Here is a 23,758-nt window from a genome sequence, read left to right as displayed (position 1 = left end):
TCATGTCAGGATCAGACGGGATCGAGGGCCAGGCAGTCCTCGGGGCGGAACGTAATGAACACGCTTTCGCCAGGTGTTAGGCGGCCATGTCGCAGGCTGTCATGCACTCCCGGCTGAAGCTTGACCATGAATTCCCCGTTGCCGGCGACATCGAGCACGGCCAGCGCGTGGTCGCCGAGGTATATTGTGTTCTGCACTTTGGCCGGCAGCCGGTTCGGTCCGTCGCTGGAGCTGCCATCCGGGATGATGGCGATCCGCTCCGGCCGCACCGACAGCGAAGTCGATGCGCCCACGCCCGATACATTGACCGCCCGTGCTGTCACGGCGCCGCCACCGGCCAGGACGACGCGGCAATATTCCCTTTCGACCGTCTCGACGGTGCCGGCCAGCACGTTGTTCTCGCCGATGAAATGAGCAACGAAGCTGTTCACCGGATGCTCATACAGCGCGTCGGGCTTGTCGATCTGCTGCACGACGCCGTCGTTGAACACGGCGATGCGGTCCGACATGGTGAGCGCTTCACTCTGATCGTGGGTGACGTAGACGACGGTGATGCCCATCGTCTCGTGCAGTTGCTTGATCTCCAGCTGCATCTGTTCCCGCAGGCGCTTGTCCAGAGCGCCAAGCGGCTCGTCCATCAGCACCAGCTGCGGATTGAAAACCAGCGCGCGGGCCAGCGCCACGCGCTGCTGTTGACCGCCGGACAGCTGCCCGGGCCGCCGCTGCGCCAGGGTTTCCATCTTGATCATGCGCAGCGCCGATTTGACGCGCTCCTGCGCTTCCGCCTTGTCGATCTTGCGCACCGACAGCGGGAAGGCGATGTTTTCCGCGATCGTCAGGTGCGGAAACAGGGCATAGTTCTGGAACACCATGCCGATGTCGCGCTTGTGCGGCGGCACGTTCTTGATCGACCGGTCAGCGAGGTAGATCTCGCCATGGGTCGGAACCTCGAAGCCAGCCAGCATCATCAGCGTGGTCGTCTTGCCCGAGCCCGACGGACCGAGCAGGGTGATGAACTCGCCCTTCCTGATGTCGAGATCGAGGTTCTTCACCACGAGGTGCTCGCCATCATAGGTCTTCTGAATGCCGGAAAACCGCACCAGTGCCGGCGCAGGCGTGACCATGCCGGCTTCCATATTGCCCTCGCGTTATCAGCTATCGTGCTGTCAACACCTCGTTCGAGGTTGCGAGGAGCAGCTTAGCATCCTCCGACGAGAATGCCAGCGGCGCAAGCGACGGAGACGCGGAGAGGCGAGGGGAGTGAAGGCAACCTCACATCCCCGACAGCTTCGTCACCGACACGTTCAGCGTGCCGCCGGCTTCCGCGACCACACGCAGCGTCTTTGAATCGAAGGCGATGTCGGCGAGCGTCAGGCTGTCGATCTTCGCGTCGACCTTGAGGCCGTCCTCGCTCTTCTGATAGTCGGCGATCGCGGCCGCGATCTTCTCGCGCGCATTGGCGGCGATCGGCTTCAGATCGAGCGTCGCTTTCTGCACCAGTGCCTGCTGCATCTGCGGCACCACCGCGCGTGCGGCGGCCCCGAGCAGGCCGAAGGCGGCCTCGGATTCCACCGCGAGCTGGATGTCGGCGAGCCGCAGCGTCTGCTGCGCCTGGTCGAGCATCGGCCGGCCCCAGATGTGCACGGTCGCCTCGGCGCCAAGGCCGAGCCAGCTCTTCTTTTCCTTGGCGCGCACCAGCAGCGAGATCAGCAGCCGGTCGCCCGACGGGACCACGTTGACGCTCTTGACCGTGACGTCGACCGGGCCGGAGCCGTCCTCGGGATAGGTGTGGCCGACCATCTGCGCGGCGATCAGCTTGTTGATCTCGGTGAAGGGCACGTCGATCGGCACGCCGATGTTCACGCCGGTGCCGGTCGGCGGCACGATCGAGATCTTGTCGGGGAACGGGCAGTCCGGCTTGGTGGACGTCGAGGTGACGCGCGTCTCGAGCTCGAGGCCGAGCAGCAGCGTCACGTTCTGTGCGTCGACGCGCGGCTGCGCCGCGATGGCGCGGGTCGGTTTCATCTCGAGCCAGAGCGGCGGCAGCGCGGCCGAAGAGCTCGAGCCTTGCAGCGGGATCGAGCGGCAGGCCTTGGCCCATTGCAGCTTCGCATTCTCGCGCAGCGACGGATCGTTGCGGATCCGCTCGGAGACGATGTTGATCTGCTCGCCGACGTTCTTGTCGATCAGCGGCTTCACCTGCGCCGGCACGTTGACCTTGGCGCCGGAGACGTTGAGGTTGGTGTCGCCGAGATTGACCTGGGCGCCGAGATTGGGTTCCAGATGCCAGTTGGCCGCGAGCTTCGGGCGCGAGGTGACGACGACGTTGCCCTTGATCTCGGCGCTGGCGTTCAAATTCTTGATGTTGACCGCGCCGATCCGTTTCGCTGCGTCACCGCCGAGCACGCTGCCGAGTGCGTCGCCGAGCGCCCCGGTGGCCTTGGACGACAGCGAGCCCGTTACGTTCAGCTTGCCATTGAGCGGCGTCGAGATCGTCAGCACGTCCTTGTCGCCGGCGGCCGCCATCGGCCCGCGCACGGCGCTCCAGCCGATGTCGGCGTTCTCCAGGATCTGCGAGATCGGGTTGTCGGCCTTGCCGGCGAAATTGCGCGGGGCGGCTTTCTCAGCCTGCTCCCGGATCGCCGATATCGCGATGGCGACCGGCGCGACCACGATCGAGCTCTTCGAGACCGGCGGCAGCGGCGGCAATTGCGCGACCGGCGGCGCAGTCGTGGTTGCGCGCGGCGACAGCCAGTCCATCGCTTTCAGGCTGATGAAAAACGACGCCGCGAGCACCGCCACGGCGATCAGGACGGTTTTGAAATTCAACGTCAGACGCATCTATCCCCCAAGCCGCCCCGGCGGGGATTTTACAGGGCGGGCGAGGAGGGCGCTAGAGCGCACCGGTGGGGTGGAATTGGGGCGAACAGGTTAACGGTTGCGAACGCGCCGGTGCCTTGCGTTCGTCAGCGCGCACCTAGCTGCGCCGGGGACGGCGGACCGCTCTCACATTGCCGCGAGGGCCGCCTCCGCAGAAGAACCGGTCGCCGCCGTCGGATTCCAGCCCTGAAACCATCGTCCCGGCGGGCAGGTCGAGCTGCTCCAGCACTTTGCCGCTCTCCGGGTCGATCCGCCTGACGTCGCTGTCCTCGCCCTCCCACGTGCCATGCCAGAGCTCGCCGTCGACCCAAGTGACGCCAGTCACGAAGCGCCTGCTCTCGATGGTGCGGAGTATCTTTCCCGTTTCCGGATCGATCTGATGGATCTTGCGCTCGCGATATTGACCGACCCAAAGCGAACCCTCCGCCCAGGCCAATCCCGAATCGCCACCGCCGCCGGGTGAAGGGATGGTGGTGAGCACCTTGCCGGTGGCGGCGTCGATCTTCTGGATGCGATCCTCCGCGATCTGGAACAGGTGCCGGCCGTCGAACGCTGTCCCCGCATGCGCGGCGACGTCGATGGAGCGTGCGATCGTGCCGCTGGCGGGATCGACCGCATTCAGCTTGTCGCCGGATGCGAACCAGACATGGGTGCCGTCATAGGTGACGCCATGCACGGCCTCGACACCCGCAAACGGTCCGTACTCCCTGACGATCTCGGCGGCTGAACGCTTCATGTGCTTGGTTCCCTGTGATGTGCTCGCAATCTTACGTCTTCAAGAGCGGTCCGGGGAGTAACAAGCCTGTCGGGAAACCCGGAACGGGCGGCGTCATCCAGCGCCGGGCCCGCCCGTGTCCGAAGGACTGCACCTTGTTCGACCGTGCCAGCTCTTCGAGCGCCCGCTGCACGCTGCGCGCGCTCGTTCCCAGCGCCAGCGCGAGCGCCGAGCTCGACCAGGGCTCGCCGTCGGAGAGGAAGGCGAGCACCGCGGCGTGCTTTTCCTCGACGGGACGCGCCAGCACGAGGACCTCTCGCGTCTTGCGCGGTGACAGCGCAAAGCCCTGCTTCGTTGCGCTCACGTCGGCGAGGGGCTTGAGCTTGGCGCGGAGCCGGCCGATCTCGACCCGGAGCCGGGCGCGATGCGATTCATCGACGTGCCTCGCCCGAAACGCCGCGGTCATCAGCGCCTCCCTGGACACGTCCGCGGGCCACGCCTGCGCCAGCGGGCGGGCAAGCGCGAACAGCACCGGCCGCGTTCCGAACGACACGACGATGCCTCCCTTGCGAACGGTGTGATGAAACGTATCCACGACAAGCGCTTTGGACGCCGCCAGCGCTTCGACCTGCCCAAGCAGCAGCGGATGCTCCTTGCCGCGCGCGATCAGGCGTGCCGCGGGCGTGTCGAGCACGAGGTTCGCACTTTCGACCTCGGCCGTGAGCGCAGCAATGCCGGCCAGCTGCGCTGCACGTGCCGCGCGGCCGAGCGCCGCGCGCGCGTCTTTCGTTCGGAGCCGCCGGATTGCGATGCCGGCGACCACGAGCTCGCGCACGACTTGCGATGCGGGCGGTAGCGGGGCAGCGCCGAGCTCGGCCAGCGTGCGCTCGGCCTCGTCGAGACGCCCGACAAGGAGGAGGCGGCGCGCCTCGATGTGACCCGCATGGGCGGCATTGGCGAGATCGCCGTGCTTTTCGAGCGTCGCGCGCGCCGCAGCGAGCGTTTTCACCGGCCAGTTCAGGTCGCGCGAGACGAGCGCGATCTCGGCTTCCGCGACCACGCATCTTGCGCGCGCCACCGCCTCTCTTGGACCGAACGCGCGTGCGGCGCTGCGCAGCAGCGTCTTCGCCTTCGCGAGATCGCCCAGCTGCGCCATCGCGATGCCGCGCAGCGCCAGCGACGGTGCATCATTGCGCAGCGCAACGCGGTTCAGCGCGCCGAGCGGATCGCCGGCCTCCAACGCGCGCGCGGCGGCCGTGATCAGCGACTCCATGACAATCCCGCCACACTTGTTACTCCCACCGCGCAACCGCTTGGTGCCAGAAATCGTTGACGACCGACAATGTGCGGTGAGGGGCGCGCGGTTCCGCGCGACGCGGAATGGCCGCCCCGGCAAGACGTCAAGCAAGAGGTTTGGAGAGGCATGATGACATCAGCAGACAAAGCAGGGACGAACGGACAGACCGCCATGCAGACACCGCCGGTGGTGTCGCCGCAGGACTGGGAGGCCGCCCGTCAGCAACTGCTCGTGAAGGAAAAGGCGCATACCCGTGCTCGCGACGCTCTGGCCGCCGCGCGCCGGCGCATGCCGTGGATGGAAGTCAGCAAAACCTATGCGTTCGAGGGGCCCGGCGGCAAGGTCAGTCTGACCGACCTGTTCCAGGGTCGGCGGCAGCTGATCGTCTACCGGGCCTTCTTCGAGCCGGGCGTGTTCGGCTGGCCCGATCATGCCTGCCGCGGCTGCTCCATGGTGGCCGACCAGGTCGCCCATGTCTCGCATCTCAACGCCCGCGACACCACGCTCGTGTTCGCCTCGCGCGCGCCGCAGGCGGACATCGCGCGGCTGAAGAAGCGAATGGGCTGGACCATGCCGTGGGTCACCGTCACTGACAGCTTTGACGCCGATTTCGGCGTCGACGAATGGCACGGCACCAACGTGTTCTACCGCGACGGGAAGCGCATCTTCCGCACCTATTTCGTCAAGAGCCGCGGCGACGAGCAGATGGGCGGCACCTGGAACTACCTCGACATCACGCCGCTTGGTCGGCAGGAGGTCTGGGAGGACTCGCCAAAAGGCTATCCGCAGACGCCGACCTACAAATGGTGGAACTGGCACGACAGCTACACCGAAGGGGCCGCGCCCGACAAGAAGTGGGTCGAGATCTCCGACGCCGGCGAGAAGGCCTTTCGCGAGGAGGCTGCGGAAGGACGTGACTAGCCCCGTCAGCGCAACTGCCGGCGCCAGCCGCGATGGCGTCGTGGCCGCGCGCCACCTCGCCAGATGGCTTGGGCTGGCGGCCACGCCGACCTGTGCGAGCATGGCCGCGTTGACGGCCATGCTCGGCGGCGGGCAGGACATGCTGTGCACCGCCGGGCATGGATCCGTGCTCGGCGGGATGGTGCCGATGTATCTCTTGATGAGCGCGTTTCACTCGGCCGCGTGGCTGAGGTTGATTTCGGAGCGGCGGCGCGGGGTCGGTCGCTAATGCGGCCCCGGCATCACCGGGGCCGCGTCACGTCGCTTCCGTCGAAGAACAGGACCATCAGGATCTCATCGTAGTATCTGTCGCCCACCTTCAACGCCTTCATGCCGCGACCGTATTCGACGAAGCCGGCTGCCGTGTAGAGCCGCAAGGCGGCGACGTTCTCGCTAACGACGACGAGATGGAGCTGCTCGACGCGCTGCGCAGCGTGCGCTGCCACCGCATCGACGAGCAGTCTCCCCGTGCCGGACTTCCGCGCCGGGGGCTGCACATACATCCCCCAGAGCATCGCCTTGTGCGCGGTCTTCGCGCCGTCCTCCCGCCGGAAGCCAGCGGTCCCCACGAGCTCGCCTGCGATGAACGCTCCGAAGACGTCCGATATCGAGAGGCGCTCCTCGAACCAGGCAAGCGGCATGTCCTGCTCGCGTTCGAACGTGCTGGCGAAAGCTTCGGGATTGGCCGCGAGGGCTTCCAGCCTGACAGGACGGTAGAGAGCTGCGTCGGCGGGCGTGAGCAGTCTGATCATGGCTATGAGAGATGCGCCAGCGGCAATGGCGCGCCAGCCTTCAAGGTCTGGATTGCGATGCTGCTGCGCACCTCCCGCACGATGGACAGGTTAAGAAGCTTGTCGACGAGAAAGCGCTGGTAATCCTCCAATTCCGGCACGACGATTTCGAGGAGGTAGTCAGCCTCCCCGGAAACGAGGTGACAGGCAACGACCTCGGGCATGGCCACGACCGTCCGCTCGAAGCTCAGCGCCTGATCGTTGGCATGGTCGTTGATCTTGACGCCGAGGAAGGCCGAGAAGCCTAGCCCGAGGCGGCCACGCCGCAAGGCGGCGCGGTAGCCGTCGATATAGCCGTCCCGCTCCAACCGCCGGACCCGCCGCAGGCAGGGCGATGGCGACAATCCGACCTTGTCCGCCAGTTCGATATTGCTCAGCCGGGCATTGCTCTGGAGTTCGGTGACGATGCGCCGGTCGATCGCATCCAGCTCGCATTTTGGCATGAACTGCATCCTGTTGGACCATGAAGGGCACAATGTTGCGCCCGAGCCGGCGAGACTAGCCTAGTTCGCTAGGACATGCCTCGGCTTTCCGTGGGAAGGATGGCGCCGACCTTGCTGCTGATGGAGTGAGCCATGACCGTAAGCCCTGATGTCGCGCCTCTGCTGGAGGCTGTCGAACGCTATTTCACGCTGATGTACGACAGTGACGTTTCGCAGTTCGACCGCGTCTTTGCGCCGACGGCACAGCTCCATGGGTTTCGCGATGCCGACTTGCGGATATTGCCGGTGAACGACTATCGAGCGATGCTGGCGTCGGCCCCGTCGCCGAAATCGAAGAATGCACCGCGCCTTCAGGAGATATTGCTGATCGATGTGACTTCGCCTGCGCAAGCCCTGGTGAAGGTTCGCGTTCGGATCGATCTGCTCCAATATGTCGACTATCTCGCGTTTCACTGCATCAATGACACTTGGCTGATCACAGCGAAGTCGTTCCACGTCGAGCGGAGGTATGAGCCGGCTGCCGCGTAGCGCCGGGCCCTATTGCCCGCCCGCCGCCTGCAAATAAGCAACGATCTTGCCCGCTTCCTCCGCTGACACGCCGCCATAGGGCTGCATCTTGTTGCCGGAGACGACCTCGTCCGGCTTGACCATGAAGCGGGTGAGCTTGTCCTGGTCCCAGGTGAAGCCGGCCTCTTTCATTGACGAAGAGTAGTTGTAGTTCGGCAGCGAGCCGGCCTTGCGTCCGACGATCTTGCTGAGGTTGGGACCCAGGCGATTGTCGCCTTCCTTCACGGAGTGGCAGGTGCGGCATGAATTGTTGAAGGCCTGCTGGGCCGCCTCGTCGCTCGCCGGCTGCTGCGCGAGCGCGGAGGGCGCGGACAAGAGCAGCGTCAAGACACCGGCGCAGGCGGTCGTGCGGGGCCATGGACCTGGCGAGGTTTGCAGGCGTGATTGCATGGGCGCCTCCATAATTGGTGCTCGCGCCGCAGCACGCACGCGAGATGTCGAGGGCAAACGAAAACGGCCCCGGTGGGTTCCGGGGCCGTTTGCGTCAGAATGTCCTGTCGCTCAGCGCGTTGCGCTGCCGAGATCCGCCCTGCGCTCCGTCATCGGCAGCACGATCACCTTGGTGCCGACGTTGACGCGGGAATAGAGGTCCGAGACGTCGTCGTTGGTCAGGCGGATACAGCCGGAGGAGACGCGCTTGCCGATGGTGTCGGGAGCGTTGGTGCCGTGAATGCGGTAGATGGTGCCGCCGAGATACATGGCGCGGGCCCCCAACGGGTTGCCGGGGCCGCCGGCCATGTGGCGCGGCAGATAGGGCTGGCGGGCGATCATTTCGGGCGGCGGGGTCCAGGCCGGCCACTCGGCCTTCCTGGTCACCGACTGGACGCCGGACCAGGTGAAGCCGTCGCGGCCGACGCCGATGCCGTAGCGCAGCGCCTGACCGTTGCCGAGCACGTAATAGAGATAGGTGTTGGGCGTATCGATGATGATGGTGCCCGGCGCCTCGCGCGTGGCGTAGGAGACGGTCTGGCGGCGGAAGCGCGCCGGCATCTCCACCGCGTCCTGATCTTCCGAAGGCGCGGCCTGATAAGGCGTCGCCTGGTAGGGCTGATAGGGCTGCAGCGGCTGCGGCGCGGTCATCGGCGGCAACGGCTGGAAGAAGGGGAAGAACTGCACCGGCGCGGCCTTTGCCGTGCCGGCGAACGCCACTGCGGAGATCGCGACTGCGCCAAAAGCAACGGCGCGCGAATACGTCTTGAACGTGTCCAGATTGAACATTTGATCGCCCCTGTTTGCTCGGTGTTTTTGACCACCGCGGCACCGTTGCGGTGCTCCGTTGCCCAAGATCACTAACGGCAAAACGTTTCGGGACATTTGCGCGGAAAACCGAAAACGGTTTCGTGGCGGAAAGGATTGTTTCATGACAGTTTCGTGGCCGCAGGGGTTCGTTAACGAACAAAACAGTGGGCCGACACTTCTGTGACGTCACACGCCTGAAATATCCTTCGTTGATGGTCCTAAGCCGAGAATCATCAACTCTCGGGATTCCCCCATGCGGGTATTAATCGCGACTGACGCCTGGCATCCGCAGGTTAACGGTGTGGTGCGGACGCTGACCTCGCTGGCGAATGCGGCCAAGGCCCTCGATGTCGAGATCGATTTCCTGACGCCGGACGGCTTCCGGTCGTGGCCGCTGCCGACCTATCCGGGCCTGCGCATTGCGCTGCCGAGCGGAAAGGAGATCGCGCGGCGGATAGAGAAGGCGGCGCCCGAAGCGCTGCACATCGCGACCGAAGGCCCGATCGGCTGGGCCGCGCGGGCCTATTGCCGCCGCAACCGGCTCGCGTTCACCACCTCCTATACGACGCGCTTTCCCGAATACGTCTCGGTGCGGACCGGCATCCCGGCGAGCGTAGGCTATGCCGTGCTGCGCCACTTCCACGATGCCGCCGCCATGACCATGGTGGCGACGCCGTCGCTGCGGCAGGAGCTGTCCGAGCGCGGTTTCAAGCGGCTCGGCTTCTGGACGCGCGGCGTCAACACCGAGCTGTTCCATCCCGACGCGCCGGCAAAGCTCGACCTGCCGGGGCCGATCTTCATGACCATGGGCCGCGTCGCGGTGGAGAAGAACCTCGAAGCGTTCCTCTCGCTCGACCTTCCCGGCACCAAGGTCGTCGTCGGCGACGGCCCGCAGAAGGCCGCGCTGGAGAAGAAGTATCCGGATGCCGTGTTCCTCGGCGAGAAGAAGGGCGCGGACCTCACCGCGCATCTCGCCGCCGCCGACGTGTTCGTGTTCCCGAGCCTGACCGACACCTTCGGCGTGGTGCAGCTCGAGGCGCTCGCCTGCGGCACGCCGGTTGCGGCGTTTCCGGTGACGGGTCCGAAGGACGTCATCGCCGATCATCCGATCGGCGCGATCGACCATGATCTGCGTACCGCGTGCCTGCGCGCGCTGACCATGTCGCGCGAGACCTGCCGCAACTTCGCGCTGGAGCGCTCCTGGGAAAACAGCGCGCGCCAGTTCGTCGGCAACCTCACCTCACTTCAGCCCAGCCGCGTCTTGCGCGCCTCGCCGGTCATGGCGCGGCGGCCAGTGCGCGGTTGATCGAACCTTTGAACCACAGCGAGAACCTCATCGATGGCTAAGATCATGAACCTTGACGGCACCCAGCAGCTTGACCTCACCCGTGGCACGGTCGAGCAGGCCTATGACCGCTGGGCGCCCGTCTACGATCTCGTGTTCGGCGGCGTGTTCGCCAAGGGCCGTCAGGCCGCGATCGCGGCCACCAACAAGATCGGCGGCCGCGTGCTCGAGGTCGGCGTCGGCACCGGCATCTCGCTGCCGCTTTACGCGCCGCATCTGCGCATCTTCGGGACCGACATTTCGGAAGCGATGCTCGACAAGGCGCGCCAGCGCGTTACCGAGGGCAATCTGAAGAACGTCGAGGGCCTCGCGGTGATGGACGCCGAGAAGCTCGAATTCCCCGACAATTCATTCGACGTCGTGATGGCGCAGTATGTCGTCACCGCCGTGCCGAATCCGGAAGTGGCGCTCGACGAATTCGCCCGCGTGCTGCGCCCTGGCGGCGAGCTGATCATCCTCACCCGCGTCAGCGCCGACACCGGCGTGCGCCGCTTCATCGAGCAGAAGCTCCAGCCGGTGGTGCGTCCGCTCGGCTTCCGTACCGCCGAGTTCGCCTGGTCGCGCTATGCGAAGTGGCTCTCCGGTGCCAAGGGCATCGAGCTCGCCGAGCGCCGCCTGATTCCGCCGCTCGGCCATTTCTCGCTGGTGCGCTTCCGCAAGGTCGACGTCGCCAAGGCGGCCTGAGCGAGGCTGCGTAGGAGCGGCGGTGCGATCCGCCGCTCACGCGTTCACGTGCGTCATCGCGCCGCTGCACATCGTCACATGACAAAATGATGATGTCACACGGCCTACATCGAATCCCTGTAAATCCAGAACCCGAAAGCATTTTGGGGGAGAGCATGATCAAGAATTATCTCGAGCAGCTGCGGATCCAGCGCTGGGACGACCATCGCTACTATCACCACAGCCGCATCAATCAGAGCCTGCACTTCGTCAGCGCGCTGAGCTTCCTCTTCGCCTATGTCTGGCTGTTCGTCGATCCCATGATCTCCGCGCTGGTCGGTTGGCTGGTCTCAATGACCTCGCGCCAGGCCGGTCACTTCTTCTTCGAACCGCACGATTACGACCACATCAACCAGGCGACGCATGAGTACAAGGAAGACATCAAGGTCGGCTACAACCTTCAGCGCAAGGTCGTGCTGATGGCGGTCTGGGCGCTGTCGCCGCTGGTGCTGGTCGTCGATCCGACCTTGTTCGGTCTGTTCACGCCCTGGGCTTCCGCGACCGACTTCATGCGTCAGGTCGCCAAGATCTGGCTGGTGATCGGCGGCGGCGGTCTTCTGTTCCGCACCGTGCACCTGTTCTTCATCCGCGACGTCGAGACCGGCCTCGTCTGGATGACCAAGATCCTGACCGACCCCTTCCACGATCTGATGCTCTATCGCAGTGCTCCGCTCGCCCTGATGCGCGGCGAGCTGATGGACCCCGGCCTGCACCTCAACCCCGAGCACACGCTGGGCCTCATCTCCGAGCCCACGCTCGAAGAGCAGCACGCCTGAGCGCGCCGCGTACACAATACACTCCGATGTCTGATGGTTACGTCATGCCCGGCCTCGTGCCGGGCATCCACGTCTTGGGGGCTTCTTCTTCGCCTCTCCCCGCGTGCGGGGAGAGGCCGAATTTGCGCGCAGCGCGAATTCGGGTGAGGGGGGCTATCCGCGGGGGCGTTGCTAGTGGGGTGTCCGCCAACTCTCACCGCGCTCGCGGAGAGTCCCCCTCACCCCGACCCTCTCCCCGCAGGCGGGGAGAGGGAGAGGAGAGGGCGGTGTTCGGGGCGGACGAACCAGCCTCAGCGCCCGAAGCGCTTAGCCAGCATCTCTTTCAGGATCTGCCGCTTGATGTTCTTGTTGGTGAGCACGCCGTCGTGCCACCAGAAGCCGTCGGCTTTCATCTTCCCGGCGGCGCGGACGAAGCGTTCGGCGACCTCGGTGAAGTCGGCGTCGGTGTAGTTCAGGCTGAAGATCAGCCGGCCGGTGCCGACCCAGCTCAGCGACAGGCCTTCGGCGCGCAGATAATACTGCAGCATCCAGTTGTAGCGCGACGGCGTGGTGTACTTCACCGTCCAGATCGACGAGAAGTTGGCGAACCGCACCGGCAGGTCGGCATCGGTCATCATCTGGTTGAGCTTTTGCGTGCGGCCGTTCCAGGTCGCGTCCAGCCCGTCATAGATGGCGCGGAAGTTCGGGCTGGCGAGCCGGCTCAGGAACTCGTCCATCGCGGTCATGACGTAGGGATGCGAGTTGAAGGTGCCGCGGGCAAAGCAGATGTCGGCGGGACGATCGTCGCGGAAGCGCCGCATCAGCTCGCGCTTGCCACAGACCACGCCGACCGGCAGGCCGCCGGCGAGGCTCTTGCCGTAGGTCACCATGTCGGCCTTGACGCCGAAATATTCCTGGGCGCCGCCGGCGGCGAGGCGGAAGCCGACGAAGACTTCGTCGAAGATCAGCACGATGCCGCGCTCGGTGCAGACCTCGCGCAGCTTCGTGAGCCACTCCGTGTAGGCCGCGCGATCGAAATTGCCGCCGCGGGAGCTGTCGACCAGCGAGGAATCGCCGGGCGCGTTGGCGTTGGGATGCAGGCCCTGCAGCGGATTGACCAGCACGCAGGCGATGTCCTTGCGCGTGCGCAGGACGTGCAGAGTCTTCTCGGACATCTCGGACAGCGTGTAGGTCTCGTGCGCGGCGATCGGGTTGCCGACGCCGGGCTGCACGTCGCCCCACCAGCCGTGATAGGCGCCGGCGAAACGAACCAGATGCGTGCGCTTGGTGTGGTAGCGCGCCAGCCGCACCGCTTGCATCACGGCCTCGGTGCCGGACATGTGGAAGGAGACTTCGTCGAGGCCCGAGATCTGGCAGAGCCTCTGCACGTTCTCGAGGATGACGGGATGGTAGGGGCCGAGCACGGGACCGAGCGCGTGCGCCCGCTTCTCCGAGCCCTCGATGCACTCCTTGTAGAAGTCGTTGCCGAAGATGTTGACGCCGTAGGACCCCGTGAGGTCGTAGGAGGTGTTGCCGTCGACATCCGTGACGGTGACGCCGCTGGACGTTTCCATGAAGGTCGAGGTGCCCAGATGCTCGCGAACGAGACGCGAGAACTGGAACGGCACGCGGTAGGTCTCGGTGAAGTGCAGGTCGGAGATCGTCTCCGCCGCTTCCTTCGTCATCGCGCGACCCTTGGGGTAGCGCTCGGCGTAGAGAGCTGCGAGACGGAAGAAGGCGTCCTTGCGCTGCGTCACCACATTCGCCGGCGCACCGTCGCAGCCGAAATAGCGATCACCCTCGAACTCGTAGAACGGGAGCAGCTTTGCCACCCGTCGCGACATCTTGGAGTGCCCGGCGAGCGAGCGATGCTTGGCGCGGGACAACTCGACCCGCGCCTTGATCTTCGGGAGGACGGCGGCAGCGGACGCTGCGGCGGCCACGGAAAATGAGAGAATCGGGAGTGTCGTTTCCATGACAACAAGCGCTAACCCTGCGAGCTGACAGATTCATGACAGTCAAAGCCCTCATCGCCTCTTTCACCCAGCAGGAAGACCTCAACTTCCTGTTGACCAACCGCATCCCCCGCGCGGCGCTCACCCGCTTCATGGGCTGGTTTTCCAAGATCGAGAATCCCCTGGTGCGGGACGGCTCGATCGCGCTGTGGAAGCTGTTCTCCGACCTCGATCTGTCGGAGGCGCGCAAGTCCCATTTCAAGAGCCTGCACGACTGCTTCACCCGGGAGCTCAAGCCGGGATTGCGGCCGTTCGATCTTGATCCCTCCGTCGTCGCCAGCCCGTCGGACGGCATCGTCGGCGCCCACGGACGCATCGCCGACACCGAGCTGTTCCAGGTCAAGGGCGCGCCCTATTCGCTGCTGGACCTCGTCGGCGATTCCGCGCTGGTCGACCAGCACCGTAACGGCTCCTTCGTCACGCTACGGCTGACCTCGAGCATGTATCACCGCTTCCATGCGCCCTTTGACGCGCATATCGAGCGCGTCACGCTGATCCATGGCGACGTCTGGAACGTCAATCCGATCGCGCTGAAGCGGGTCGAGCGCCTGTTCTGCAAGAACGAGCGCGCCGTGATCCGTACCCATCTGTCGACGGGCGAGGCGGTGACGCTCGTGCCGGTTGCCGCGATCCTGGTCGCGAGCATCCGGTTGCACTTCCTCGACATGGTGCTGAACGCGCAGACACGCGGTCCGGTCAATTTCCCCTGCGATGTCAACGTCACCAAAGGAGAGGAGCTCGGCTGGTTCGAGCACGGCTCGACCATCATCATCCTGGCGCCTGGCGATTTCACGTTTTGCGACGGTATCGCCGAGGGTACGCGCATTCGTGCAGGTCAAGCGCTGTTGAAGCGAAACTAGCCTTCAATCCGCCGTCCCCGCCGCCTATATGGTCGGCGGGGGCACTTCGACGATACGGATTTGGTGATGGCGCGGGCGCCGGTCATGGCGGCGGGTGGTATTGTGCTGCGGCGTGGTGCGCCGCCGCTGGTTGCTGTCGTCCGCCAGCGCAAGCGTAATGAATGGGTCTTGCCCAAGGGTAAGCTCGACGATGGCGAGACGCCGAAGGAAGCCGCGCATCGCGAGGTGCTGGAGGAGACCGGCCACGACGTCGCCATCCACGAATTTTTGGGCACGCTGGTTTATCAATCCGGTGGCCGCTCCAAGGTCGTGCATTTCTGGCGCATGGAGGCCAATGGCGGTCCCGTCCGCAAGCTGATGAACGACATCAAGGCGGTGGACTGGCTGACGCTGGAGGATGCGCTCGCGCGCCTGTCGCGCGAATACGAGCGCGCGTTCCTGACCCAGATCGGCCCGATCGCGCTTGCGGCGGCTGGGCTGGCGTCGTCGCCCGATCCGGAGCCGACGCCGCCGCTGGCGGCAGACCACATCGATGCAGCCCTGCAGACACTGACGCCGGCGGAAGCTGCTTCTGTCGACGAACTGCGGCACGGCTTGTTGCAGAAGGTGAAGGCTTGGCTGCGCGGCGACGCGTGAGTCTCTCCAAGTCGTCATTGCGAGCGCAGCGAAGCAATCCAGAATCTATCCGCGGAAAGATTCTGGATTGCTTCGTCGCAAGGGCTCCTCGCAATGACGGGGACGTGGCTGAGCGAGCCTCTTTCGCACTATTTCCTCAGAAGCCGCCGCCACGCTGACGAGGCGCCTTTTCCCGCAACGAGAGAGCGAAGGGTTACCGCCGCTCCTTCTTCTCCTTCGGAGCGGGCGTTGGCCTTCGTGGTGCCGCAGGACGTTGCGCGGCGGGGAGGCGTTGCTGCAATCCGCCGGGGCGTTGCAGGCCCGGCTGTTGAGCCGCGGGCGGCTGGCCGGGCTGCGCGCCGGTGTGCGGCTGCGTGGCCGGCTGCTGCTGCGGTCCGCCTGGCTGCGACGGCACGACTCCTCCGGGCTGATTCTGCCCGCGTTGTGGCTGGGTTTGCGGTGTGCCTTGTCCGGCGCGCGGCGGACCTCCCGCGCCTTGCTGCTGGCCGGGCTGCGGCTTGCCCTGTTGCTGCTGGCCTTGCCGCTGTTGACCTTGACCCGCGCGCGGGGCGGCCGGCTGCACTGCGCCGCCTTGTTGTCCTTGGCCCTGCCGCTGCGGCGGCTGCGCGCCCTGACGGTTTGGCGTGCCCGGCTGCTGCTGACCTCGTCGGTTGTCCTGACCGGGCTGGCCGTTCGGCCGCTGCGGCTGCTGACCCGGCGTCGTGCTCGGCCGCAATTGCTGCTGTTGCGGCTGGAACGGCCGCGGGATGCGCGGGCTCGCGGTCGGATTGGCGCGGCGGAAGTCGCGCTGCTCGGTGACGATCTGGCGGCCCGTGGTCTGCGCCAGATGCACCTGGCTGACGAAGCCGCGGTCGCGCGCGATCTGCTGCGGTGGAATCGTGATCGGCACCGCGGCAAAGCGCATGACGCCTGCCGTGGCTGCGCCCGGCCGGATCGCAAAGCCGCTGGAGGCTTGCGTCAGCGCGCCGAGCCGCGTGCCGCTGCTGCGGTCGTCGACGTCGATGTGCCCGACGCGGCCATCGGCATCGGGATAGAGTTTGATGTTGACGTTGCTCGCGCTGTTCGCCGCGGCGCCTTCGGGCACGTCGACGACGCCGGTGGTGCCGCGGATGCCGAGCGTTGCTGTCGGCGTCGTGATCTTCATGTCGCCGGTCTTCGCCACGGCTGCCGCGACGAAGGCGACCGTGCCCTTGCCGATGTCGAATATCCCGGAGTTCTGCTTGCCGCCGTCCTCATAGACGTAGTTGTCGATGGTGATCTTCGAGCTGGCGGAGAGGTTGAACGTGGTCGCGTCATTGAAGGTGATGCCGAGCGTGGAGTTCGACGAGGTCTGCACGATATCGTTGAGATAGATGTCGTCGCGCGCGCGCAGCGGATACGAGTTCTTGTCGCGGACCACGGTCGCGATTCCCGTCACGGTCGCGACGTTGCCGATCGGCTCGACGGCGGCGGGTTGGGCGTCCCCGGCGGGCGCAGGCGAAGCCGATGGCGTCGGCGAGGGGGCGGGCGTCGGCTGCGCTTGTGTCTGCGCCTGCGCAAGCTCGATGGCGTCGGATGCCAGCGCCACGTCGGCGCCGGCCAGAGGCAAGGCCAGCAGGGCAAGCGCAACGGCGAAGCGGCGCCAGGCTACCAATGAAGTCACGAGGGGATCCCGGTGAGAACGCGAGGCGAGAGCGGCGGATTTCAGCCGGGGGCAGCTGAATGGTGGATGAACATATTGTCGCAGGGGAGGGGCGGACGTTCAAGGGCAGGCTCCTCAGGGTGAGGAGATAGAGTGAGGCTGTCGCGCGAGATCCCGGGTCGATGCTCTGCATCGCCCGGGATGACGATCGTACGGGATGACGCGCTCAGCGCGTCAGCTCACGCGCTTCCAGGTCTGGCCGCCGCAGAACATGCCGCCGAAGGCACAGCCCTGCACGCGCATCGCGTTCGGGCCCTTCATCGTGACGGTCGAGTCGTAATTGCGGCCGGAGTCGGGATCGTGGATGCGGCCGCTCCACTTCGCGCCGTCGGGCTTCATGTTGATCAGGATGCGCTCGTTGGACTTCACGGCGTAGCCGCAGAGATTGGCGCCGCACTGCTCGACGCGGACATTGCCCTTGTTCTCCTCCGTCGCCCACACGCCGATCGGCGAGTTGGCAACCGCCACGGGCGTGGCGGCCACCGGAGCCGGAGCGGGTGCAACAGCGACCGGCGCAGCAACGGGAGCCGCGACGGGCGCGGGCTGCGCGGTGGTGTCGTAGCTGGCGGCCGGAGCAGCGGTAACGGTGGTGGTGGGAGCCGTGGGCGCGACGACCGCAGGCGCGGCCGGCACGGTTGCCTGGATCGGTGCCTGCTGCACGGGCTGCTGCTGCACCGGAGCCGGTGCGGGCGGCGCGGTCGTGGTGGGAGCCGGCGTGTCGTCGACGTCATCGTCCTTGGAGCCGAGGCCGTTGAGGTTGATGTTGTTCAGCTTGATCGGCTTGTTCGACAGGCCCGGCGCGACGATGGTCACGCAATTGAGCGAGGCGCAGTTGCGCGGTGTCTCGATGCGGATGTGCTGGCCCTCGATCTGGAACGAGATCGAATTGCCGGCATGCGCGGCGGTGGCCGAAGCGAGGAAGAGCGCGGTGGCGGCGATGGTGAGCTTGCTCATGACAACCTCCGAAATTTGTGCGGGCCCGGTATGGACTGGTGTCGCGGGTGGATGAGGCGTGGTTCGACCCTAGGCCTGCTCCGTCCGGCCTTCTGTGATGGACGTCACTACGGCTCGCGGCCGCCTGGGTGAGCCAGCGCACATTCAGCCGCGATCCATCCCGCGTAACGTCGTCGCGACACAGAAGGAGGCGCCGATGAAGCGGCTTGCGACATCGCTTGGCACATTGATCGCTTTGATGGCGATTGCGCCCTCCGCCGAGGCCGGTTCCTACAGCTTCTCGATCGGTGGCCACCGGTTTCGTGTCGAGGCGCCCAGGAATTGCCGATCGGCTTCCTGCGTGTCGATCTCCAGTCGCAGCTTCAGGCCTAAGGAAGATGTCGGCAAGGCACCGGCGCCGCCGCCTGCGCCAGCGCCGGTCGTCCAAGCGCCGCAGCCGGTCTATCCGGCCGCGGTCCGGCCGCCACAACCGACCGTCGCCGTTGCACCGCCCCCGGCGCCGCCTGCCCCCGTTCTGGCCGCGGCGACGTCGCAGTCCGTTGTGCCGGCGCCTGCGCCAAGATTGGAGGCACCAAGAGCCGAGGTGCTGAGCCCCAATCCACCGCGTGTTGATCTCCAACGCGTCGATCCGCCGAAGGCTGCTACGCTCGATCCGCCGGTTATCGCCCCGAGTCCCGAGATCAAGCAAACGTCATCGATCGCACAGCGCGGCAATGACGAGCCGGCCTATTCGCCGCTCGGTGAATGGGAGAGCGCAGGCGCCAAGGGCACGGTTCGCATCGAACGCTGCGGCCCCGCGCTGTGCGGCTATGCGCTGGCCGAAGCGTCTAACCGGGGCGAGAGCGTGCTCGTCAACATGAAGCCGAAAACACACGACGTCTGGACCGGCAGCATCTACAGCCGCTCCAGCGGCAGCACCTATTATGCGACGATGACGCTGAAGGCCTCCGGCAGGCTCCATGTCGAAGCCTGCGCGCTCGGCCGCTTCTGGTGCTCCGGGAACGACTGGAGGCGGGTCGAGGAGCCGCGGGAGGAAGTGGTCACGACCTCGCGGCAATGGGGCGCGCGGTCGTAACGGATCGCGACGCAAGCCCAAGAAGGGACGTGAAGAGCGGCAGCCTTCGATGCGTTTGATGTGCCGCTAGATCATGCCGAGCACGATGGCGCCGACGAAGGCCAGGGCAATGTACGCGGTGATCACGCTCAGTCTTCCGGCAAACGTCATGAGGTCGCTCCCTCTGTTGCCGCCCTGCGCGAGAGCATCATGGTTAACAGGAAGTCTCTCTCCGAAAAAGGCAGCCTCGCTGCCGCTCGTGCCGGGCCGCGCAGATGCATGCGCGCCGGTATGGTTAAAGAACACTGAAATCAACACGTTGAAGAGTCTTTAAGTAAATTCACCGAACGTGCGTGCATGACGCGCGGAGTTCGTTTGTATCTCGTCGGCTCCATCGTCCTTGTTTCGCTTGCGGGTTGCGGACGTGGCTTTTTCCAGGCCGAGCGTGAACCGTGGCGGGCCGAGGCCGAAGCCGCTTGCCTGAAATCGGGCGCGGTGAAAGAGAGCGCCGACATCGTCCGCATCGACCCGATCTCCGGCCCCGGACAGTGCGGCGCCGAGTTCCCGTTGAAGGTCGCAGCGCTCGGCGAAGCCTCGAGCAGCTATGGCTTTGCCGACGAGGAACTGCGCCCGCCGGGCAGCATCGGCAACCAGCCGCGCTGGCCGGTGACGCAGCCGCGATCGAACACTCCGCAGAGCCAGAACTATCCATCGTCCTATCCGCAGCGATCGAACTATCCCGAGAGCGCGGTGCGCCAGCCTTCCGGCTATGGCGCAACGTCCGGACCGATGCCGCTGAATGCGCCCGGCGTGGCGGCGCAGGAGGACGAGATCGATTTGCCGCCCGATGGCACCGATGCTGCGGGCGCTGCGCGCTACATGAATGCGCCGAGCTATCCGGCGCGACCGGCGCCTTACTCGCAGGCGCCCGTGCAGCAGCCGTTGCCGCGCCTCGGTCCCGCGCAGGGCAATCCCGTCACCGCCGTCGGCCCCGTTGCGATCAAGCCGACTGCGACGCTGGCCTGTCCGATCGTGTCCGAGCTCGACCGCTGGCTCGCCGACACCGTGCAGCCCTCGGCGATGCGCTGGTTCGGCGTTCGGGTTGCCGAGATCAAGCAGATCTCGGCCTATTCCTGCCGCGGCATGAACGGAAATTCGCATGCTCACATCTCCGAGCATGCCTTCGGCAACGCGCTCGACATCGCGGCCTTCGTGCTCGCCGATGGCCGCCGCGTCACCGTGAAGGACGGCTGGCGGGGCATGCCGGAAGAGCAGGGATTCTTGCGCGATGTGCAGTCAGGTGCCTGCGCGCATTTCACCACGGTGCTGGCGCCGGGATCGAACGTCTATCATTACGATCACATTCACGTTGATCTGATGCGCCGCGCCAGCCGCCGCCTGATCTGCCAGCCGGCTGCCGTCTCCGGCGACGAGGTCGCCGCGCGCGCGCAATCGCGCCGGCCCTATGCGAGCGCGCGTGAGCCGTCCGTGACCGGTTCGCTCGGTCGCAAGATAACGACGCGCAAGCATGAAGAAGACGACTACGCCGACGAATAGGCAGAGGAAGCTTTTCTTGTAGCCCGGATGAGCGAAGCGATATCCGGGGCCGTGTTCCCGCATATCGCTTCGCTCATGCGGGCTACGATCGCGTCAACTCGAATGTCCATCGTCCGCTATCTCACGCATCCGCAGGTGCAAATCGATCCTGATGTGCCGGTGCCGCAATGGGGCCTCAGCCCGGTCGGCCGCGCGCGCACCGAAGCCCTGGTGAATGCGAGCTGGCTCGCAAACACCACTCAGATCATCTCCAGTGCCGAACGCAAGGCGATCGAGACCGCCGAGATCATCGCGGGCAGGCTCGGCATCATGATCGAGATCCGCGAGGCCATGCACGAGAACGATCGTTCGGCGACGGGCTTCCTGAAGCCGGCAGAGTTCGAGCAAGTCGCCGACCAGTTTTTCGCGCAGCCCCATCTCAGCGTCCGCGGCTGGGAGCGCGCCGTCGATGCGCAGGCGCGCATCGTGCGCGAGACCGAGGCGGTGCTGGCGCGCAAGCGTCCCGGCGACGTTCTCTTCGTCGGCCACGGTGCCGTCGGCACACTACTGTTCTGCCATACTGCCGGCCATCCCATCGATCGCGTTCACGATCAGTTGGGCGGCGGCGGCAACTGCTTCGCGTTCACGCTGGAGGGGCGCCGTGTCCTGCATGGGTGGCGCAAGATGGAAGAGATCGGGGCCTAGCTACAGGACGCCACCGTCACTTCGCGGTCGGCTTCGACGGTGCCGGGACCAGCCCCATGCACCGCTGCACCTCGCCCGGGACGTTGTAGGTCCGCATGATATGGCGGCTGTCGCGCAAGCCGGACGCCTCACGCTGCACCACGAACATCCAGAGCGCCTGGCCGGCTTCCAGCACAAGCTTGCGCCTTGCCGGTTGCATCGAGGCCGGCGTCTCCGGAAGCGCATGAGCGGCATCGAATTCGCGCAAGCGCGCAAGGCTCTGCTCGAGTGTGTGGCCCATCCGTCCAAGCGCCGAGGCCTGTTCCTGGACAATTTCGTAATGAAGGATATCGACCGGCGGGCGAAGATCACGGGACATGGCACTCAATATAGTGCCGCGGGACAGGCCCGCGCAACGCGTGGCCTGCTGCTGCTACTTCGCCCGGTACGCCGCGAGAAACATCCGCGTCGCGCTGTCGACCACTTCGGTCATGCGCTCTTCCGACGGCGCGGGCGCGGCCTGGAAAACGAACGGCAGGAAGAGCGAGGCCTTGCACAGTTCCATGAACTGCGAGGCCGCAAGGTCGCAATCGTCGATCTTGAGATCGCCGGCGGCGACATGGATTTTGAGATATTCGGAGAGCCGGTTGATCGTCTTGTCCAGCACGCGCAGATAATAGCGGCGGCCGACATCGGGCATGCGCTCGGCGATCGCCATCACGGTGCGGATCGCCGATCCGCCGCCGGGCCGGCACAGCAAGTGGATGTAGACCTGGCCAAAATCCTTCAGCGTGGTCTCGGCGTCGCGCGCCGGATCGAAATTGAACATGACCTGGCCGTGAAAGAGCGCTTCCTCCTCGAGGATGGCTTCAAACAGCGCGCTCTTGTCGGCGAAGTACACGTAGAGCGTGCCCTTGGAGACCTGCGCGGCACGCGCGATCTCGCCCATGCTGGCGCCGTCGAAACCAAGATCCATGAACACCTTGCGGGCTCCGTCCAGGATCTGGCGGCGCTTGGAACTGTCCTCCTCCTGGATGACGTGCAGATGTTCGCTGGCAGCTACAACCATTGGTTCAGCGTCTCGGAAGGTTTTTGGATCGGGCCCGACCCATGAAACCCAAATAAAGGATTCGGGCCAGTAGGGTCTGCACGGGAACATTATGTATATTGACCGAACCGTTCGGTCAATGATATTTGGAGCAGGCGAGAGGGAACCGTCCGCTGGACGGCCGTCCTCGATCGCGCTTTTTTGTTGGGGAGGCCGTTATGGCCGTATCGAGAGACCAGGCTGCGCGCGTTCTTCGCCAGGACACGGTGGAGACGCCGGAGCAGGCGGGCAGTGAGGCTGCGACCGAGAAATCCGCCGCCCTTGCCGAGCAGTTGCGCTCTCATGTGGCCGACGAAACCAAGCGCCGCATCGCCGAGGCGCCGGAGAAGCCCGTGACCGACAAGCCGGCCGCGCCTGCGCCGAACGGGCCCGCCGCTGCCGGCGCGCCCAAGTCCGATACGCCCAAGTCGGGCAAGCGCAAATTCGTCCTGATGGGCGTCGGCCTCCTGCTGGCGCTCGCGGTCGCGAGCTATGCCGGCTACTACACGCTGGTCGGCCGCTTCTACGTCGCCACCGACGACGCCTATGTCCGCGCCAACAACACCATGCTGGGCGCGCGCGTTGCCGGCCACATCTCCTCGATCCTCGCGGGCGACAACACAACCGTGCGCGCCGGCGACATCGTCTTCCGCATCGACGACGGCGATTACAAGATCGCGGTCGATGCCGCCGCGACCAGGATCGCGACCCAGCAGGCCACCATCGATCGCATCGGCCGCCAGATTGCGGCGCTCGAAAGCCAGGTCGCGCAGGCCAAGGCGCAGCTCGTCTCGGCGGAAGCCGGTCTCAAGCGCGCCGATCTCGATTATGAGCGCCAGCAGGCGCTGAGCAGCAAGGGCTTCGCCTCGCGCGCCACGTTCGAAAGCTCGGAAGCCGGACGCGACCAGGGCGCCGCCGCGGTCAAGGCCGCGCAGGCCGCCTACGACGTCGCGGTCAGCAATGTCGATGTCACCAAGGCACAGCAGGCCGAAGCGCAGGCGCAGCTCGCCGAGCTCAAGACCTCGCTCGCCAAGGCCGAGCGCGATCTCGCCTTCACCGCGGTGCGCGCGCCGGTCGACGGCACGTTCTCGAACCGCCTGGTCAGCGCCGGCGACTTCGTCGCGGTAGGCCAGCGGCTCGGCAACATCGTCCCGCTCAATGACGTCTATATCGACGCCAATTTCAAGGAAACGCAGCTCAAGCGCATCCGTCCCGGCCAGCCGGTGACGATCAAGGTCGATGCCTACGGCATGCGCAAGTTCTCCGGCGTCGTCGACAGCATCGCGGCGGGCGCGGGCTCGGTGTTCACGCTGCTGCCGCCTGACAACGCCACCGGCAACTTCACCAAGATCGTGCAGCGCGTGCCGGTCCGCATTCGCGTGCCGAAGTCGGTGGCGAAGCAGAACCTGCTCCGCGCCGGCATGTCGGTCTATGCGACCGTCGACACCAACAAGGGCGCGGCCGACGCCGACAGCGAGGTCGATCTCGACGATCCCACCGCGATCCATCCGCAGTAGGCGCGCTACGAGCGCTGCG

The 23,758-nt window shown here is 65.8% G+C and carries 26 protein-coding genes; 12 read left to right on the top strand and 14 right to left on the bottom strand.

The window, feature by feature from the left end; all coding sequences use genetic code 11:
* Nucleotides 1–11 precede the first annotated feature (11 nt).
* The 4 genes from NLM15_RS35305 to NLM15_RS35290 form a co-directional block, all read right to left on the bottom strand.
* A complete protein-coding gene (locus NLM15_RS35305) occupies nt 12–1,136 on the bottom strand; it encodes an ABC transporter ATP-binding protein (RefSeq protein WP_254122528.1) in 1,125 nt (374 codons plus the stop codon).
* Nucleotides 1,137–1,272: 136 nt separating this feature from the next.
* Entirely contained in the window at nt 1,273–2,841 is a 1,569-nt protein-coding gene (locus tag NLM15_RS35300) for a DUF4403 family protein (RefSeq protein WP_254122527.1), read from the bottom strand.
* A 136-nt stretch (nt 2,842–2,977) separates the two neighbouring features.
* Entirely contained in the window at nt 2,978–3,616 is a 639-nt protein-coding gene (locus tag NLM15_RS35295) for a PQQ-binding-like beta-propeller repeat protein (protein WP_254122526.1), read from the bottom strand.
* Nucleotides 3,617–3,647: 31 nt separating this feature from the next.
* Complete coding sequence (locus NLM15_RS35290; protein WP_254122525.1) at nt 3,648–4,868, bottom strand: helix-turn-helix domain-containing protein; 1,221 nt, start codon at nt 4,866–4,868, stop codon at nt 3,648–3,650.
* 150 nt (nt 4,869–5,018) lie between these two features.
* On the opposite strand from NLM15_RS35290, the gene NLM15_RS35285 reads away from it, so the two are divergent.
* Complete coding sequence (locus NLM15_RS35285; protein WP_254122524.1) at nt 5,019–5,813, top strand: DUF899 domain-containing protein; 795 nt, start codon at nt 5,019–5,021, stop codon at nt 5,811–5,813.
* Nucleotides 5,806–6,081: a hypothetical protein gene (locus tag NLM15_RS35280; RefSeq protein ID WP_254122523.1), complete on the top strand. Its 276-nt coding sequence runs from the start codon at nt 5,806–5,808 to the stop codon at nt 6,079–6,081. Before NLM15_RS35285 ends, NLM15_RS35280 begins: the two co-directional genes overlap by 8 nt.
* Nucleotides 6,082–6,094: 13 nt before the next feature.
* Here NLM15_RS35280 and NLM15_RS35275 read toward each other — a convergent pair whose 3' ends face one another.
* Nucleotides 6,095–6,604, bottom strand: coding sequence for a GNAT family N-acetyltransferase (locus NLM15_RS35275; protein WP_254122522.1), 510 nt, complete (start codon nt 6,602–6,604; stop codon nt 6,095–6,097).
* A 2-nt stretch (nt 6,605–6,606) separates the two neighbouring features.
* The gene (locus tag NLM15_RS35270; RefSeq protein WP_254122521.1) at nt 6,607–7,086 is read right to left on the bottom strand and encodes an Lrp/AsnC family transcriptional regulator; all 480 of its coding nucleotides are present in this window, start codon (nt 7,084–7,086) and stop codon (nt 6,607–6,609) included.
* A gap of 132 nt (nt 7,087–7,218) precedes the next feature.
* On the opposite strand from NLM15_RS35270, the gene NLM15_RS35265 reads away from it, so the two are divergent.
* On the top strand, nt 7,219–7,614 hold the full coding sequence (locus tag NLM15_RS35265; protein WP_254122520.1) for a nuclear transport factor 2 family protein: 396 nt from the start codon (nt 7,219–7,221) through the stop codon (nt 7,612–7,614).
* A gap of 9 nt (nt 7,615–7,623) precedes the next feature.
* Here NLM15_RS35265 and NLM15_RS35260 read toward each other — a convergent pair whose 3' ends face one another.
* Nucleotides 7,624–8,043 carry a cytochrome c family protein gene (locus NLM15_RS35260; RefSeq protein ID WP_254122519.1) on the bottom strand — a complete coding sequence of 140 codons (420 nt, stop codon included), beginning with the start codon at nt 8,041–8,043 and terminating at the stop codon, nt 7,624–7,626.
* Between the two features lie 111 nt (nt 8,044–8,154).
* Nucleotides 8,155–8,871, bottom strand: coding sequence for a L,D-transpeptidase (locus tag NLM15_RS35255; protein WP_254122518.1), 717 nt, complete (start codon nt 8,869–8,871; stop codon nt 8,155–8,157).
* Between the two features lie 274 nt (nt 8,872–9,145).
* Here NLM15_RS35255 and NLM15_RS35250 point away from each other — a divergent pair, with 274 nt between their 5' ends.
* From NLM15_RS35250 to NLM15_RS35240, 3 genes are all read left to right on the top strand, one after another.
* Nucleotides 9,146–10,198 carry a glycosyltransferase family 1 protein gene (locus NLM15_RS35250; protein ID WP_254122517.1) on the top strand — a complete coding sequence of 351 codons (1,053 nt, stop codon included), beginning with the start codon at nt 9,146–9,148 and terminating at the stop codon, nt 10,196–10,198.
* A 33-nt stretch (nt 10,199–10,231) separates the two neighbouring features.
* Entirely contained in the window at nt 10,232–10,921 is a 690-nt protein-coding gene (locus NLM15_RS35245) for a methyltransferase domain-containing protein (protein WP_254122516.1), read from the top strand.
* Nucleotides 10,922–11,076: 155 nt separating this feature from the next.
* Entirely contained in the window at nt 11,077–11,736 is a 660-nt protein-coding gene (locus tag NLM15_RS35240) for a hypothetical protein (RefSeq protein ID WP_254122515.1), read from the top strand.
* 290 nt (nt 11,737–12,026) lie between these two features.
* On the opposite strand, the gene NLM15_RS35235 is transcribed toward NLM15_RS35240, so the two are convergent.
* A complete protein-coding gene (locus tag NLM15_RS35235) occupies nt 12,027–13,691 on the bottom strand; it encodes an aminotransferase class III-fold pyridoxal phosphate-dependent enzyme (RefSeq protein WP_254122514.1) in 1,665 nt (554 codons plus the stop codon).
* Between the two features lie 35 nt (nt 13,692–13,726).
* Here NLM15_RS35235 and asd point away from each other — a divergent pair, with 35 nt between their 5' ends.
* A complete protein-coding gene (gene asd, locus NLM15_RS35230) occupies nt 13,727–14,590 on the top strand; it encodes an archaetidylserine decarboxylase (RefSeq protein WP_254122513.1) in 864 nt (287 codons plus the stop codon).
* Between the two features lie 66 nt (nt 14,591–14,656).
* Nucleotides 14,657–15,226, top strand: coding sequence for an NUDIX hydrolase (locus NLM15_RS35225; protein ID WP_254122512.1), 570 nt, complete (start codon nt 14,657–14,659; stop codon nt 15,224–15,226).
* Nucleotides 15,227–15,419: 193 nt separating this feature from the next.
* Here NLM15_RS35225 and NLM15_RS35220 read toward each other — a convergent pair whose 3' ends face one another.
* Entirely contained in the window at nt 15,420–16,859 is a 1,440-nt protein-coding gene (locus tag NLM15_RS35220; protein ID WP_254124586.1) for a FecR domain-containing protein, read from the bottom strand.
* A gap of 222 nt (nt 16,860–17,081) precedes the next feature.
* Entirely contained in the window at nt 17,082–17,861 is a 780-nt protein-coding gene (locus NLM15_RS35215) for a DUF2147 domain-containing protein (protein WP_254122511.1), read from the bottom strand.
* A gap of 196 nt (nt 17,862–18,057) precedes the next feature.
* Between NLM15_RS35215 and NLM15_RS35210 the strand changes: the two genes are divergently transcribed.
* Nucleotides 18,058–18,936: a DUF2147 domain-containing protein gene (locus NLM15_RS35210; RefSeq protein WP_254122510.1), complete on the top strand. Its 879-nt coding sequence runs from the start codon at nt 18,058–18,060 to the stop codon at nt 18,934–18,936.
* A gap of 66 nt (nt 18,937–19,002) precedes the next feature.
* On the opposite strand, the gene NLM15_RS35205 is transcribed toward NLM15_RS35210, so the two are convergent.
* Nucleotides 19,003–19,233 (bottom strand): hypothetical protein, encoded by a 231-nt coding sequence (locus tag NLM15_RS35205; protein WP_254122509.1) that lies wholly within the window; start codon nt 19,231–19,233, stop codon nt 19,003–19,005.
* A gap of 39 nt (nt 19,234–19,272) precedes the next feature.
* Between NLM15_RS35205 and NLM15_RS35200 the strand changes: the two genes are divergently transcribed.
* A complete protein-coding gene (locus NLM15_RS35200; RefSeq protein ID WP_254122508.1) occupies nt 19,273–20,472 on the top strand; it encodes an extensin family protein in 1,200 nt (399 codons plus the stop codon).
* 102 nt (nt 20,473–20,574) lie between these two features.
* Nucleotides 20,575–21,156, top strand: coding sequence for a histidine phosphatase family protein (locus NLM15_RS35195; RefSeq protein WP_254122507.1), 582 nt, complete (start codon nt 20,575–20,577; stop codon nt 21,154–21,156).
* Nucleotides 21,157–21,172: 16 nt separating this feature from the next.
* On the opposite strand, the gene NLM15_RS35190 is transcribed toward NLM15_RS35195, so the two are convergent.
* Together NLM15_RS35190 and NLM15_RS35185 are read right to left on the bottom strand one after the other, a co-directional pair.
* The gene (locus NLM15_RS35190; protein ID WP_254122506.1) at nt 21,173–21,514 is read right to left on the bottom strand and encodes a DUF6665 family protein; all 342 of its coding nucleotides are present in this window, start codon (nt 21,512–21,514) and stop codon (nt 21,173–21,175) included.
* A gap of 54 nt (nt 21,515–21,568) precedes the next feature.
* On the bottom strand, nt 21,569–22,204 hold the full coding sequence (locus tag NLM15_RS35185) for a TetR/AcrR family transcriptional regulator (RefSeq protein ID WP_254122505.1): 636 nt from the start codon (nt 22,202–22,204) through the stop codon (nt 21,569–21,571).
* Nucleotides 22,205–22,401: 197 nt separating this feature from the next.
* Between NLM15_RS35185 and NLM15_RS35180 the strand changes: the two genes are divergently transcribed.
* Nucleotides 22,402–23,739 (top strand): HlyD family secretion protein, encoded by a 1,338-nt coding sequence (locus NLM15_RS35180; protein ID WP_254122504.1) that lies wholly within the window; start codon nt 22,402–22,404, stop codon nt 23,737–23,739.
* Nucleotides 23,740–23,758 lie beyond the last annotated feature (19 nt).

This window comes from Bradyrhizobium sp. CCGB20, from assembly GCF_024199855.1.
Lineage (GTDB): Bacteria > Pseudomonadota > Alphaproteobacteria > Rhizobiales > Xanthobacteraceae > Bradyrhizobium.
This window is presented reverse-complemented; position numbering and strand designations above follow the sequence as displayed.

Coding starts and splice junctions, on each gene's coding strand:
- NLM15_RS35240 (WP_254122515.1), top strand. CDS start 11,077: ATGATCAAGAATTATCTCGAGCAGCTGCGGATCCAGCGCTGGGACGAC.
- NLM15_RS35180 (WP_254122504.1), top strand. CDS start 22,402: ATGGCCGTATCGAGAGACCAGGCTGCGCGCGTTCTTCGCCAGGACACG.
- NLM15_RS35200 (WP_254122508.1), top strand. CDS start 19,273: ATGACGCGCGGAGTTCGTTTGTATCTCGTCGGCTCCATCGTCCTTGTT.
- NLM15_RS35190 (WP_254122506.1), bottom strand. CDS start 21,514: ATGTCCCGTGATCTTCGCCCGCCGGTCGATATCCTTCATTACGAAATT.
- NLM15_RS35295 (WP_254122526.1), bottom strand. CDS start 3,616: ATGAAGCGTTCAGCCGCCGAGATCGTCAGGGAGTACGGACCGTTTGCG.
- NLM15_RS35195 (WP_254122507.1), top strand. CDS start 20,575: ATGTCCATCGTCCGCTATCTCACGCATCCGCAGGTGCAAATCGATCCT.
- NLM15_RS35285 (WP_254122524.1), top strand. CDS start 5,019: ATGATGACATCAGCAGACAAAGCAGGGACGAACGGACAGACCGCCATG.
- NLM15_RS35235 (WP_254122514.1), bottom strand. CDS start 13,691: ATGGAAACGACACTCCCGATTCTCTCATTTTCCGTGGCCGCCGCAGCG.
- NLM15_RS35215 (WP_254122511.1), bottom strand. CDS start 17,861: ATGAGCAAGCTCACCATCGCCGCCACCGCGCTCTTCCTCGCTTCGGCC.
- NLM15_RS35260 (WP_254122519.1), bottom strand. CDS start 8,043: ATGCAATCACGCCTGCAAACCTCGCCAGGTCCATGGCCCCGCACGACC.
- NLM15_RS35210 (WP_254122510.1), top strand. CDS start 18,058: ATGAAGCGGCTTGCGACATCGCTTGGCACATTGATCGCTTTGATGGCG.
- NLM15_RS35270 (WP_254122521.1), bottom strand. CDS start 7,086: ATGCCAAAATGCGAGCTGGATGCGATCGACCGGCGCATCGTCACCGAA.
- NLM15_RS35250 (WP_254122517.1), top strand. CDS start 9,146: ATGCGGGTATTAATCGCGACTGACGCCTGGCATCCGCAGGTTAACGGT.
- NLM15_RS35185 (WP_254122505.1), bottom strand. CDS start 22,204: ATGGTTGTAGCTGCCAGCGAACATCTGCACGTCATCCAGGAGGAGGAC.
- NLM15_RS35300 (WP_254122527.1), bottom strand. CDS start 2,841: ATGCGTCTGACGTTGAATTTCAAAACCGTCCTGATCGCCGTGGCGGTG.
- NLM15_RS35305 (WP_254122528.1), bottom strand. CDS start 1,136: ATGGAAGCCGGCATGGTCACGCCTGCGCCGGCACTGGTGCGGTTTTCC.
- asd (WP_254122513.1), top strand. CDS start 13,727: ATGACAGTCAAAGCCCTCATCGCCTCTTTCACCCAGCAGGAAGACCTC.
- NLM15_RS35255 (WP_254122518.1), bottom strand. CDS start 8,871: ATGTTCAATCTGGACACGTTCAAGACGTATTCGCGCGCCGTTGCTTTT.
- NLM15_RS35290 (WP_254122525.1), bottom strand. CDS start 4,868: ATGGAGTCGCTGATCACGGCCGCCGCGCGCGCGTTGGAGGCCGGCGAT.
- NLM15_RS35275 (WP_254122522.1), bottom strand. CDS start 6,604: ATGATCAGACTGCTCACGCCCGCCGACGCAGCTCTCTACCGTCCTGTC.
- NLM15_RS35265 (WP_254122520.1), top strand. CDS start 7,219: ATGACCGTAAGCCCTGATGTCGCGCCTCTGCTGGAGGCTGTCGAACGC.
- NLM15_RS35225 (WP_254122512.1), top strand. CDS start 14,657: ATGGCGCGGGCGCCGGTCATGGCGGCGGGTGGTATTGTGCTGCGGCGT.
- NLM15_RS35245 (WP_254122516.1), top strand. CDS start 10,232: ATGGCTAAGATCATGAACCTTGACGGCACCCAGCAGCTTGACCTCACC.